General features: G+C 35.3%; 10 protein-coding genes. All 10 read right to left on the reverse strand.

Features of this window, described 5'->3' with window-relative positions:
- Positions 1 to 62: 62 nt before the first annotated feature.
- A complete protein-coding gene (purM, locus tag RM51_RS05265; RefSeq protein ID WP_039365860.1) occupies positions 63 to 1,055 on the reverse strand; it encodes a phosphoribosylformylglycinamidine cyclo-ligase in 993 nt (330 codons plus the stop codon).
- Between the two features lie 281 nt (positions 1,056 to 1,336).
- Complete coding sequence (locus RM51_RS05275; protein WP_039365864.1) at positions 1,337 to 1,888, reverse strand: NADPH-dependent FMN reductase; 552 nt, start codon at positions 1,886 to 1,888, stop codon at positions 1,337 to 1,339.
- A 179-nt stretch (positions 1,889 to 2,067) separates the two neighbouring features.
- Positions 2,068 to 2,796 (reverse strand): pirin family protein, encoded by a 729-nt coding sequence (locus RM51_RS05280; protein WP_039365866.1) that lies wholly within the window; start codon positions 2,794 to 2,796, stop codon positions 2,068 to 2,070.
- Between the two features lie 183 nt (positions 2,797 to 2,979).
- A complete protein-coding gene (locus RM51_RS05285; RefSeq protein WP_131667047.1) occupies positions 2,980 to 4,803 on the reverse strand; it encodes a beta strand repeat-containing protein in 1,824 nt (607 codons plus the stop codon).
- Between the two features lie 200 nt (positions 4,804 to 5,003).
- Complete coding sequence (locus RM51_RS05290; RefSeq protein ID WP_052248408.1) at positions 5,004 to 6,422, reverse strand: MFS transporter; 1,419 nt, start codon at positions 6,420 to 6,422, stop codon at positions 5,004 to 5,006.
- A complete protein-coding gene (locus RM51_RS05295; RefSeq protein WP_039365869.1) occupies positions 6,422 to 6,934 on the reverse strand; it encodes a nuclear transport factor 2 family protein in 513 nt (170 codons plus the stop codon). The genes RM51_RS05290 and RM51_RS05295 overlap by 1 nt, the downstream gene beginning before the upstream one ends.
- 117 nt (positions 6,935 to 7,051) lie before the next feature.
- Entirely contained in the window at positions 7,052 to 8,908 is a 1,857-nt protein-coding gene (locus RM51_RS05300) for a glycoside hydrolase family 13 protein (protein ID WP_039365872.1), read from the reverse strand.
- Between the two features lie 8 nt (positions 8,909 to 8,916).
- Complete coding sequence (locus RM51_RS05305) at positions 8,917 to 9,966, reverse strand: M14 family metallopeptidase (protein WP_039365874.1); 1,050 nt, start codon at positions 9,964 to 9,966, stop codon at positions 8,917 to 8,919.
- A gap of 13 nt (positions 9,967 to 9,979) precedes the next feature.
- A complete protein-coding gene (locus tag RM51_RS05310; RefSeq protein WP_039365876.1) occupies positions 9,980 to 10,975 on the reverse strand; it encodes a bile acid:sodium symporter family protein in 996 nt (331 codons plus the stop codon).
- 72 nt (positions 10,976 to 11,047) lie between these two features.
- Complete coding sequence (locus tag RM51_RS05315; protein ID WP_039365877.1) at positions 11,048 to 13,204, reverse strand: glycoside hydrolase family 97 protein; 2,157 nt, start codon at positions 13,202 to 13,204, stop codon at positions 11,048 to 11,050.
- Positions 13,205 to 13,266 lie beyond the last annotated feature (62 nt).

Genomic DNA, 13,266 nt, shown 5'->3' on the forward strand with positions numbered 1-13,266 from the left:
TTAGAAGTTAGAAGTTAGGTTGTTTATCTTAAGCCCACTTTCTACTACTACATTCTATTTATTTAAAATTTCAAATCAATCTTCTCGCTTCCTTCTGTGATTTCTCCGATTTCGTAAGCATCGTCAAGAAGGCTTAGTACTTTTTCAGCTTTTTCAGCATCTACTACTACGATCATTCCAACTCCCATATTGAATGTTCCAAACATTTCTTCACGAGCTACTCCTCCTCTTTTTTCCAATTCCAGCATAATACTTGGAATCTGAATTTTTGAAGCGTCGATTGAAGCACATAGTCCATCACCGATAATTCGCGGAATGTTTTCGTACAATCCACCACCCGTAATGTGAGCGATACCTGCAACTTCTACTTCAGGAAGTACTTTATGAATATCTTGATAATATAATCTTGTTGGAACCAAAAGTGTTTCGTATAAAGGTTTTCCTTCAAATTCTTCATTGAAATCAGGGAAAACTTTTCTTACCAAAGAGAATCCGTTTGAGTGGAAACCTGAACTTGGCAATGCGATGATTTTATCACCAGCTTTGATTTTTGAACCGTCAATAATCTGGTCTTTTTCAACGATTCCTACACAGAATCCTGCAACATCATAATCTCCAGGTTGGTACATTCCCGGCATTTCTGCAGTTTCTCCACCGATTAATGCACAGTTGTTGTCTTTACAAGCTTCTACCATTCCTAAAACGATTTCAGCAGCGATTTCTGAATCCAGTTTTCCACAAGCTAAATAATCTAGGAAGAATAATGGTTTTGCACCGTGACAAAGAATATCATTGGCACACATTGCGAAACAGTCTACTCCGATAGAGTCGTATTTTTTTGAGTCTAAAGCTACTTTTAGCTTTGTTCCCACACCGTCTGTTCCTGAAACCAAAACAGGATTTTTGTACCCTCCGATTTCGTAGAAAGCACCAAAACTTCCCAAATGATTCAATACATTTGAATTGTGTGTTTCGCCGACAGCTTTTTTAATCTTGTCAACTGTTTTGTATCCTTCTTCTTTGTCTACTCCTGCTGATTTGTAAGTGTTGCTCATAATATTTTAAATAATCTAGCAATGTAACAGTTTAGCCATGTAACAATGTATTCAATTATAAATTGGTACACTGATAAATTGGTACATTTTATTTTTTACATTTATTCAAATTTAGAAAACAAAAAAGCCGACAATCTTAGTAGATTATCGGCCGTTGTTTTATCTCAGAATTTCAGAGCCCACAATATTCCCTTTCTTGGAAAAATATTGATTAAAGGAAGTCTGAATTTTCATCTTTTTTCTTTTTTGCAAAGATATTAATTTTAAGTTAATATTCAAATCTATTTTTCAAGGATAGATTCGATCGCAGAAATTTTCTTAATTTTATCTTTTAATTCGCTGTCTTTCTCTTCATTAGAAATCTTCTGAGCCGATTTATCAAAATTATCATTGAAGAAAGGAAGCGTAAAAGTATCTACGATATTCCCACCGTGCAAAGGAAAACGCTTTTCTGCAGCTTCCAAAACTCCCAGACCTCCTCTTCCACCAGGAGCTGTAGCCATTAATAGCATCGGAACTTCATTCCAAACGGCTCTGTTTTTAATTCTTGAAGTCCAATCGAATACATTTTTAAATGCTGTTGAATATGTTCCGTTATGCTCAGATAAAGAAACTAAAAGTAAGTCAGCTGTATCTATTTTTGCTGCAAAATCTACAGCCTGTTGAGGAACACCGCTTTCTACTTCTCTCTGATGTTTATAAATAGGCATTTCAAAATCATTCATGTCAACGATTTCTACTTCTGCATTTTCAATTAACGAAGTGGCGTAAGAAACTAATAATTTATTGATTGATGTTTCGGAATTGCTTCCTGCTATTGCTAAAATTTTCATTGTTTTCTATATTATTTTTAAAATAAGTTCTTGTTTAATTGTTGACGCAAATGTCGGGAAGATTTTTGTTAAAATCTAATATTTTATGTTTTTAACCACCTCGTCAAAAATTCTTTCTAAATTTTCGCCACCCCTCCAATGGAGGGGAATTTTTATTTTGCGAAATTGTTTGTCTTCAACTATTTTAAATAAGCTGGTAAATCCATTGGAACTTCCATTAAAAGAATTTCAGCATCTTCAACGGCTTCGATATTGAAACTTTGAGTATCCCAAATTCCTAAACCGTCTCTTTCATTCAAAATTCTGTCACCTACTTTTGCGCTTCCTTTTAATACGAAAGCATAGACTCCGTTTCCTTTTTTATTGAGCATATAGTTTTTACCGTTTCCTTTGGTAAAATTAGCCAGATTAAACCAAGCATCCTGATGAATCCAAACTCCGTCATCATTTTTATTGGGTGAAAGAATCTGTTGAAATCCGTTGATTTTTTCTCCTTCCTTAATGCTTTTTTGGTCATATCTAGGTTCTACTCCTACTTCTCTTGGGAAAACCCAGATTTGAAGAAATTTCACAGCCTGATCTTTATTTTTATTGTATTCGCTGTGCATCACTCCTGTTCCCGCACTCATCACCTGAATTTCTCCTTTCTGGATAACGGCAGTGGTTCCCATCGAATCTTTATGTTCCAAATCTCCTTCCAAAGGAATTGAAATGATTTCCATATCTCTGTGAGGGTGTGTTCCGAATCCCATTCCCTGAGTAACAGTGTCGTCGTTCAATACTCTCAACACTCCAAAATTTGTTCTTTCAGGATTTTGGTATCCTGCAAAGCTAAATGTATGATAAGAATTTAGCCATCCGTGATTTGCATGACCTCTTGTGTCTGCTTTATGATATACTGTTTTCATATTGTGATTATTTATGCTACAAATGTACGGTGTGCGAACTGAGAAAATGTTGATGTAGGGTAAGAAAGGATTTTAGTCTTATCTGCTTTATTATTCTATATCCTAAATTTAATTAAAAAAGCGAATTCAAATTGAACTCGCTTTTTTAATATATTTTTTTATAAAAATCTAGTCTTGGAAAATTTACAACAATCTGATCCAGTTGCCATTTCCATCTGCCATTAATCTAAAACCAGATATACTTGCACCTAATCCGACCCCACTTGACATTGACACTCCATTACTTAATGCAGTATTTCCAGAATATAATATTGAATTGGGTGAAGTAATTGTCCATGTTGTAGATGATCCTGTAAAATTATAGATGCTGAAATATAAAATTGTTCCGGCAGCATAACTGGATGACGAAGGTATAGTTAAATTACCAACCGAGACAGCTGCTCCACCAAGATTCATAACAATTGTTCTGACCTCTAAGTCTGTAATAGTTCCGGTATTCGAACTTAAAAGTTGAACTTTATCTGCAGCACTCCCTCCTCCTGATGGGGTCGCCCAAGTTCCGTCTCCTCTAAGATATGTTGTATTATCTTTAGTTCCTGTTGCTGATATTTTAGCTAAAGTAACCGCATTATCCGCAATTTTAGCTGTAGTAACAGAAGTATCAAAAATCTTAGCTGTGGTAATCGTATTATTGGCAACTTTACTTGTCGTAATTGCATTAGCTTGAATATCCGCATTTTGTATACTATTACTCAGTGCCAATTTGCTATAGGCAATAGCAGCAGAAGCGTTAACTTTAACATCAGTTATGGAGCCGTCAGCAACCGTAGCTATTGGCGTATTCCAAGTTCCGTCCCCCCTAAGGAATGTCGTATTATCTTGAGTTCCTGTTGCTGATATTTTAGCTAAAGTAATTGCATTATCTGCAACTTTAGCTGTAGTAACAGAACCGTCAAAAATTTTAGCAGTGGTAATTGTGTTATTTGCAACTTTACTTGTCGTTACTGCATTAGCCTGAATATCTGCATTTTGTATACTATTAGTAAGTGCCAGTTTACTATAGGCAATAGCGGCAGAAGAGTTAACTTTAACATCTGTTATCGAGCCGTCAGCAACTGTTGCTATTGGCGTATCCCAAGTTCCGTCTCCTCTAAGGAATGTCGTATTATCTTTAGTTCCTGTTGCAGATATTTTAGCCAAAGTAATTGCATTATCCGCAACTTTAGCTGTAGTGACTGCATTAGTTGCAATTGTAGTTACAGCCGTACTACTGATAAGAACATCTCCGGTAGCAGTTTGTGGAGACTGAGGAGCATATGGAGCCGTAGAACCTGTTAAGTAAATCTGTCCTGCTCCAGTACCATTAGATAAACCACTTCCTGCAGCACCTGTGGCTCCTGTAGCTCCAGCAGAAGCAATAAGTGCCCAAGTAGCAGGATAACTTCCCGGTGTTTGTCCAATTAATCCCGAAGTTGAATTAATATACATATAGTAGGATCCATTATACGTTACCCCATCTCTATTAGTATATGTACTATTAACCGCACTATATGCACCTCTGTAATTAAGACCTATTGCTCCGGCCGGACCTTGAGCCCCTTGTATTCCCTGTACACCTAATATCCCGTTACAAACGTAATTTGTGCTTGTAACTTCTGATAGATCCAGAATTCCATTGGCATTAATATCCAGCCCGCTTTCAACCTTCAATCCTCCTGTACTACAATTTATACCTGCAATTTCAATCGTTGTTTTCACTAAAGCGCTGGATGCAGAACTTCCAAGAGAAGATCTTGAAGCCTTACCTATTGTTCCGTCTGTTTTCATCACCAAAACCTGATCATAAGTAGTAGAGCTACTTCCGTCAGTTAATGCACGAACACGTAAGGTTCCATTGACATCTAAAGTTTCGGTGGGTTGTTGTGTGTTGATTCCGACATTACCAGTTTGAGCTTTCATAGTAACTATACTGGCAAGTATAGCTACAAAAAGTAAGTTTTTTTTCATGTTTTTCGTTAGTTTCTTGTTTTTAGTAAAAAGTACACGCAAAGATATTGTTTTTATTAAAAAAAATAACTCAAAAATTAAGGAAATATTAAAATAAAGATCAATAAGAAAGGTGATCGAAAATCTCTTCAATCACCTTTCTTTATTTACTTTTAAAATTAAAGCAAATAGTAAATTCTATATTTTATTACAACTTTATTTTAAAAATGTACTTGTTGAATTTCTTTTTCAACTTCTGTTGGAGTTTCATCTTCTGACTTAATGAAAAACAGAGTGAGTACTGCTCCCAATAGCATACAAACACCTCCGACAACCACATAATCGATTGCCTGTTTTCCAAAAATTCCACTTACAATTGGTCCTCCAAAAATCCCGTTGATGATTTGAGGAATCACAATAAAAAAGTTGAAAATACCCATATAAACCCCCATTTTCTTTTGTGGAATCACTTCAATCAACATTGCATAAGGCATAGCCAAAATACTTGCCCATGCAAATCCTAAACCTACCATTGAAATCCAAAGATAATTTACATCTTTAATGAAATACATGAGAATCAATCCAATTCCTCCAAACGCTAACGCTAATGCATGGGTTTGTTTTTTTCCGATCCATTTAGCTATAGGAGTCAATAGAAATGCGAACGGAATTGCCCAAAGATTGTACATTCCGAATAATTTTCCCGTCAAATCGCCTGCATCATTAAAAGCTTTTGAATGCGTATCATCCGGGGAAAGCCCAAAATGATGTGTTGCCAAAGCACTTGTCGTAAATACCCACATCGTAAATAATGCAAACCATGAGAAAAACTGAACGGCTCCCAATCTTTTCATCTGGGAAGGAATATTTGAGAAGTCTTTGAAAATATCTGTAAGCTTTGATGGTTGCTCCTCAATCTCTTTTCCTCCTTCAAATGCTGCAAATTCTTGTGGGGAATATTCTTTTGTAGTAAAAATGGTGTAAAGTATGGTTAGCAAAAGAAAACCTGCCCCTACATAGAAAGAATAAATGACATTATCTCCTACAAAGCCTGCTTTAGCTACGTTTGAAACCCCTAATCTGGTTAACCAGTCCGGTAAATATGAACCAATCACCGCTCCAATTCCGATTAAAATAGTCTGTACTGAAAAACCAATTGTTCCTTGATGTTTTGGCAACATATCTCCTACCAATGCACGGAAAGGCTCCATTGCCACATTGATTGAAGCATCCATCATCGCAAGGAAAATAACTGCTAATAATAAAACATTTGCTGCCATCATTTGTGTTGCGGAAGCCGCATTCGGAAGCATAACCAAACCAATTGCACATAAAACTGCTCCAATTAAAAAGTATGGTTTTCTTCTTCCCAACGGGCTCCAAGTGTTGTCGCCCATATGGCCAATAATCGGCTGAACAATCAATCCTGTAATCGGTGCTACCAACCAAAACCATGACAATTCATGAACATCCGCTCCGAAATTAGCCAGAATTCTACTTGCATTTCCGTTTTGCAAGCCAAATGCCATCTGGATTCCTAAAAATCCCATGCTCATATTGATGATTTGAAGCATGGATAAATTTGGTTTTACAACTCTACCAAATTTACCCCCACCATTTTTGCCAACCATTTCCGCCATTATTGCTTCAGTTTTTGAATTAATACATCTTCTATCGGTGTTTTTTCTACCACCACTTTATCTACCACTTCATTAGGTACCGTTACGGAAAGTACATATTGTTTTACTTTCCATTGTCCATTGATCTTTTCAACGACTCCTGAACCACGGCAAATTTTCATTTGGGTATCTAATAATTCATCGAACCAAGCCAGTTTTCCGTCTTTACTGAAATAGATATTTCTTTTTAATGAGGTGAAATTCCAGGTTCTTTTTTTATCAAAGTAAGGTTTTGCCCAAACCATAAAGGCTTTTTTATCCCAAACTTCGGTGGCATCTGTTCCGATAAATGTGGATTCATCAGCAAAATAATTAAAGTACGTATTGAAATCTGCTTTTGCTGCTGCAACATTAAAACCATCGAGCATTGTGCCAATATCCGTTTTTTCTTTTTCAAATTTCGCTTGAGCCGAAATGGTGGTGAAGTTCAGTACAAACAGGATTAAGACAAAGAATATTTTAGTTTTTTTCATTTTTAATTTATTTGTTTTTAACGCAAAGAGCGCTAAGTTTTTCTTGAATACTAAACTCTAAAAGTTCGCAAAGGCGTTTCACTCAGCAAAGTAAAAAAGTTTAGATCTTGTTTACATTTATTTTAATTCAATAACCATTGATGTTTTTGCCGGTATGATTAGGTTTTTCTGTAATGAAAATTCTTTATCAGAAAGTATATCTTTTCCTTTTGAAAATCCTTTCAATGATTCTTCAAAATGTTTCAGATTTAATTTTTGTTCTTTTTCATCATTATTTAGAACAACCATCACACTTTCTTTTTCATTATATCGAAAATACACAAAAACATTATTCTGAGGAACGAAATTTTTAGTTTTTCCTGTATGAATGACTTCGCTTCCTTTTCTCCAGTTCAGTAATTTTTGAGTAAACTGATAAAATTCCTTTTGTTCAGAGGTTTGAGAAGCCAGATTAAAAGCATTTTGCGAATCAGATTTCCATCCACCAGGAAAATCTCTTCTGATATCTGCATCGCCACCTTTGTTTTTATCACCGCGCATTCCTATTTCGGAGCCATAGTAGATTTGTGGAATTCCACGAACGGTTGAAATTAAGGTTAAACCAAGTTTATACGCTTTCGGATCTGCATTAAAGATTTCATTCCATCTTTCTGTATCATGATTTTCCAAGAAAACCATTACATTATTGATATCCGGATACAGGAAATCGCTTGTGAAAACATTATAGACCTTTACCAATCCTGAATCCCAACCTTCTTTTTCTTTTAATGCTTTGGGTAAGTCTCCATACAGCATAAAATCCATTACGGAAGGTAAATAAGAATTGTAATTGGCTGCTTCTCCTGTTTTGGAATCTTTCTGCCACGCAGAAATCTGACCTGCTGTATACAACCACGTCTCTCCTACTATATTAAACTTCGGATATTCATCGGTGATCGCTTTTGCCCATTTCGCCATCGCTTCTTTATCGTTGTAAGGATATGTATCTACGCGGAAACCTCCCAATTCGGCATATTCTATCCACCAAATTGCATTTTGTGTGAGATATTTCAGCACCAACGGATTTTTCTGATTAATATCAGGCATTGTGGTATCAAACCAGCCGTCTAAAGCGAGCTTTTTATCTATTTCAGAGGCATTGGTGTCAAATTGGGTCGTTGTTTTGTAATTGGAACGTTTAAACCCGTTTTCTCCATCTTTAAACCAATGAATCCAATCTTTTGTCGGCAAATCTTTGATCATCCAATGGGAAATTCCCCAGTGATTGGTTACATAATCCATCACCAGCTTCATATTTCTCTGGTTTAATTTTTGGGAAAGTTCTTTGTACTCTTCATTGGTTCCGTAACGCCCATCGATTTTGTATAAATCTGTCTGAGCATATCCGTGATAGGAATATACCTTTTCGTTGTCTTCATTTACAGGAGTTAGCCAAACAGATGTTGCTCCTAAGTTTTGAATATAGTCAAGATTGTTGATCACTCCTCTTAAATCTCCCCCATGACGACCATTAGGAAGGCTTCTGTTTGCTTTCTCTGTCAGATTCGGACTTGAATCATTTTTTTCATCTCCATTCGCAAAACGATCCGGCATGATCAGATACATGACATCTTTTGAGGTAAAGGATTCTCTGTTCGCAGAATTGGGGATCCTCTGTTTTAATTCATAGGTGTAAGAGCCTATATTTTTTTTCCCGTTCTTAATGGTAATCTTAAATTTCGGGACATTAATTTCGTGGGTATTTACCGTTACAAAAACATAGTTCGGATTTTCAACTTTTTGAATATCTTTAATCTGAACTCCGTCCGAAAGCTCAATTTCATTTTTAGCAATATCTTTTCCGTAGACTAAGATCTGCAGTTCCGGGGTTTTCATTCCCTTCCACCAAAACGCAGGTTCTACTTTGTCTAAAGGTTTTTGAGAAAAGACAAATGCAGCTGCTGAAAGTGCTATGATTGTATATATTTTTTTCATATTATTTTTTATTTCGTGTATCCTATACAGAATAATGTTTCTCCTTTATTTACCGGTGGGGTTCCTATTTTATATAATATCGTTCCATTTACTTCTGAGACAATATCTTGTTTTTTATTTCCAAATTCATCTGTAATATAGCCTAAAATCTGATTGGTTTTCACACTATCTCCACTTTTTAAAGTACTGTAAAAAATTCCGTTTTCCGGAACACGGACATAATTTTGATCATTGAAGAAAGTCTGTATTTCAGCAACATTGGTTTTAGGAATTTTCCCTGTGTAATTTCCTGAAAATTTCAACATTCTGTAAACGGAACTTTTAATTAAATGTACACTTTCATTTTGTACTGTTCCCAGTTTTCCTGCTTCAATACTCAATGCAGTAATTCCTTTTTGAGTTGCTTCTTTGAACGCATATTTAGAAACATCTGAGGGTTTTAAATGATAAGGATATGAAACTATATTTTTCATTCCGGAAGCTTCGGACAGCTTTAATGCTAATTTTGTTTTTTCTAAATTATCTTCTCTGTTATAAAAGCAAACGAACGGAAGCAGATCTTCATTCGCATCTCCTCCATGAATATCGAGAAATATATCAGAATTAGAAATGATTTCTTTTGTGATTAAATATGCGATTTGTTCTGTCGGACTTCCGTTTTGTAATCCTGGAAAGATATTATTTAAATTTTTACCATCCAAAGGATTGATAAAAGGGGTTCTTTTTTGAAAAGACTCAACATTTGCAATCGGAATGATCACTAAACTTCCTTTTATATTTTCAGGCTTGATTTCTTTTAACAATTCCTGAACTGCAATAATCGGTGGATATTCGTACCCGTGAATTCCTGCTACAATACTGAAAACAGGTCCTTTTTCTTTTCCTTTGATAATCGTAACAGGTAGATAGGTTTCTTTTGAGTCGCTTTTAATAGCGAAAGTCATATCTTTTCTGAAAGTGCCATTTTGTTTTAAAACTTCTTTTACTGATTGTGATTTCACTATTGAAAAAGAGGCAAAAACAGACAACATAACTATTTTGGAGAGTAATTTTATCATTTTTAAACTATAATTAAGGTTCAATAATTTCCATACGTTTTGCAATTTTATTTGCTAACCAGCTCACATAAAACAACTGGAAACTATGGTAAATCATTACCGGTAAAAGAAACAATACTTTTTGCTCATCTGGAATTCCCAGTACCAACAGAAATAAGCTGCCGTGAACCAAAGATTTTTTAGAGCCGCAAAATGTTGTTGTAATCACATCTTTCGTATTAAAATTTAATCTTTCAGCGAGAAATTTAAGGATATGATAGACTGTAAAGAACAAAAACACAACGCTGAAAGCCAATACTACAAATACTATTGAAGGAACCGAAACAAAGATATTTTCGATAAATGCGCTTGAAAAACTTTCATAAACGATTAATAAAATAATCAATCGGTCAAACTCTGCGATAATATTTGAGTACTTTGTCAACCATTTTTTGAATAAGGGATTTAACAAAACACCTAAAATAATAGGCAGTAACACTTTAATTAAAAGCTGTTCGATAATTTCAGTCTGATTTCCCGATGACGAATTGGAAACCAGAAAAAAACTCATGAGAAGCGGTGTCATAATAATTCCTATTAAACCTGAAATTGAAGCATTAAAAATCGCTGAAGTCACATTCCCTTTTGCAATCGAAACCATTACCACAGATGAAGAAACGGTTGATGGTAAACTCCCCAGAAAAAATACGGAAAGCCAAATATTATAATATTGTGTATCTTTTATAAAAGGATAAAATACCAAGACCAATAGAGGAAACAGAATAAATGTTCCTGACTGAATAAGCAAATGTAATTTCCAATTGGAAACGTCTTTTACCACTTCTTTCAGGTTCAGCTTTAAACCATACAACAGAAAAATCCCGGCAATTCCCCAATCGATAAAAGCAGAGAGATTAAAATAGGTGTTGTAAGATTCCTGAAACGGAAGAAATTTGGCCATCATAACCATTACAATCAATAAAAGAAGAAATATATTCTGCTTGTTAAAAATTTTAGGCATCAACTTCATTACATATCATTTATAAAAGGAAAAAATCCTTAAAGGCAAAACCTTTAAGGATTCTAAAGTTAAGAAATATTTTTATTTTACAGGCTTAATGGAGACTGCAAAACCTCCACTTCTTACCATTTTAAAATTGATTTTCGACTTGCTTGTAATCTCCTTTTTGTAGATGTTATAGCTTTGAGGATTGTTGATGTAATCTGCATCTTTTCCATCTTCGTAGATGGTTGCTTCATACTTCTGACCTTTGTTCAGGAAAGAGAAATCTACTGTGTAATCACGTTTGTTTTCATCTGTAATACCTCCAACGAACCAGTTTTCTGTACCTTTCGCTTTTCTTGCTGTTACTACGTAATCTCCGGGTTCTGCCGATAAGATTTTCGTATCATCCCAATCAGCTGCCACATCTTTGATAAACTGGAAAGCATCCATGTGCTTTTTGTAGTTTTCAGGTAAATCTGCCGCCATCTGAAGTGGCATATACATTGTCACGTAAAGTGCTAACTGCTTTACCAGTGTAGTTTTCACGAAACGTGTATCTCCAGGGAAATAGTAATCTAATTTTGTCTGGAAAATTCCCGGTGTATAATCCATGGAACCTCCCATCCATCTTGTAAACGGAAGAATCGTCTGGTGATCCGGATTATTTCCTCCAAATGCTTCATACTCCGTTCCACGAGCAGCTTCTGCAGAAATGTAGTTTGGATAAGTACGGCTTTCTCCTGTAGGGCGTACAGATTCGTGAGAATTTACCATGATTTTATATTCATTTGCTTTTTCTGCAATTCTGTAGTAGTGATTGATCGTCCATTGAGAATAATGATGTTCACCTCTTGGAATGATGTCTCCAACATATCCTGTTTTTACTGCATCATACCCATATTTGTTCATCAACTGGAACGCTTTATCTGACCATCTCTCGTAGTTTGTCGCTGAACCTGAAGTTTCATGGTGCATGATTAATTTAATACCTTTCGAGTGTGCATAATCGTTTAACTCTTGTATATTAAAATCTGGATAAGGGGTAATAAAGTCGAAAACAAATTCTTTTGAATGCCCGAACCAGTCTTCCCAACCGATATTCCAACCTTCAATCAATAGACCTTGGAAACCATTTTCTGCTGCAAAATCAATATACTCTTTTACTTTGGTTGTATTGGCAGCGTGCTTTCCATTTGGCGTCAGTTTTGAAAAATCTGTTTTATCGATATGTACATTTTCAGCAGTAGAATATGCCCATTGAGATTTTCCGATGATCATTTCCCACCAAACTCCCATATATTTTGTCGGGTGAATGTAAGAGGTATCTTTATATTTTGTTGGCTCATTAAGATTGAAAATCATTTTAGATGCCATCACTTCTTCTGCTTTTGGCGCTACAATAATTGTTCTCCAAGGGGTAACAGAAGGCGTTTGAATATATCCTTTCGCTCCCTGTCTGTCTGCAGTAAGGTGAGTTTTGAATTTGAAATTCTGAGCATCTACTTCTAAATGAGAAGCCGGATAATTTAGAACAGCAGCTTCTGCAACGTTGATATATAAAGGCTCTTTCCCTTCTTTTTTCAACATTACTGGAGACTGAACTGCATTTTTAATTAAAGTCTGAGAAGCGTTTGCATCTGCTGCTTCCGGCCATCTTGCAGGAATTTCAGAAACTTTTGTTTCCTGATATTTGTATTCCTGAGAATCATAGTCTGCAACAATCCACCAAGATTTCATATCTGTAGGAAAATCGAATTCAGAATCTTCTTCACGAATTGTGAAATAGTTCAGATTTTTCTGTTGAGGAAATTCATATCTGAATCCTAATCCATCATTGAACAATCTAAATTTTACCACAATACTTCTGTCCGTAGAAGCCTGATTCAAGGTAACCGCCAATTCATTATATTGATTGATATAGTTTTTCTTTTCTCCTAAAACCGGTTGCCAAGTTTCGTTTTTTGAATCACGTTTCTCATCAACTTTTGTAAAACCATTGTTCAAATCGAATTTAGCATCTTCCGGTTTTGCAATTTCTGATGCAAATTTTATTGAAGCGTCTTTAAATAACCTCAACCCTAACTTAGAATCTTCAACAACAGTTTTCCCATTGTATTTAAGGTTATAGTAAGGAACTCCCTGCTTCAACTGGAAATCCATTTCAAATTTTCCGTCCGGCGATTTTAAAGATTGTGCATTAACACCCACAAACATCATTGAGAGCAATAACGCTCCAACTGTAATTTTCTTCATAATGACTATTTATAACTTTAAAAATAGCAAAGTGCTTTTATAATATGGCACTTTGCTATATA

The sequence above is a fragment of the Chryseobacterium taiwanense genome, from assembly GCF_000813825.1.
Taxonomy (GTDB): Bacteria; Bacteroidota; Bacteroidia; order Flavobacteriales; family Weeksellaceae; genus Chryseobacterium; species Chryseobacterium taiwanense.

Excerpts from the sequence above, each read along its gene's own strand:
- RM51_RS05295 (WP_039365869.1), bottom strand. The coding sequence starts at position 6,934 with ATGAAAAAAACTAAAATATTCTTTGTCTTAATCCTGTTTGTACTGAAC.
- RM51_RS05305 (WP_039365874.1), bottom strand. The coding sequence starts at position 9,966 with ATGATAAAATTACTCTCCAAAATAGTTATGTTGTCTGTTTTTGCCTCT.
- RM51_RS05280 (WP_039365866.1), bottom strand. The coding sequence starts at position 2,796 with ATGAAAACAGTATATCATAAAGCAGACACAAGAGGTCATGCAAATCAC.
- purM (WP_039365860.1), bottom strand. The coding sequence starts at position 1,055 with ATGAGCAACACTTACAAATCAGCAGGAGTAGACAAAGAAGAAGGATAC.
- RM51_RS05285 (WP_131667047.1), bottom strand. The coding sequence starts at position 4,803 with ATGAAAAAAAACTTACTTTTTGTAGCTATACTTGCCAGTATAGTTACT.
- RM51_RS05290 (WP_052248408.1), bottom strand. The coding sequence starts at position 6,422 with ATGGCGGAAATGGTTGGCAAAAATGGTGGGGGTAAATTTGGTAGAGTT.
- RM51_RS05300 (WP_039365872.1), bottom strand. The coding sequence starts at position 8,908 with ATGAAAAAAATATATACAATCATAGCACTTTCAGCAGCTGCATTTGTC.
- RM51_RS05315 (WP_039365877.1), bottom strand. The coding sequence starts at position 13,204 with ATGAAGAAAATTACAGTTGGAGCGTTATTGCTCTCAATGATGTTTGTG.
- RM51_RS05275 (WP_039365864.1), bottom strand. The coding sequence starts at position 1,888 with ATGAAAATTTTAGCAATAGCAGGAAGCAATTCCGAAACATCAATCAAT.
- RM51_RS05310 (WP_039365876.1), bottom strand. The coding sequence starts at position 10,975 with ATGAAGTTGATGCCTAAAATTTTTAACAAGCAGAATATATTTCTTCTT.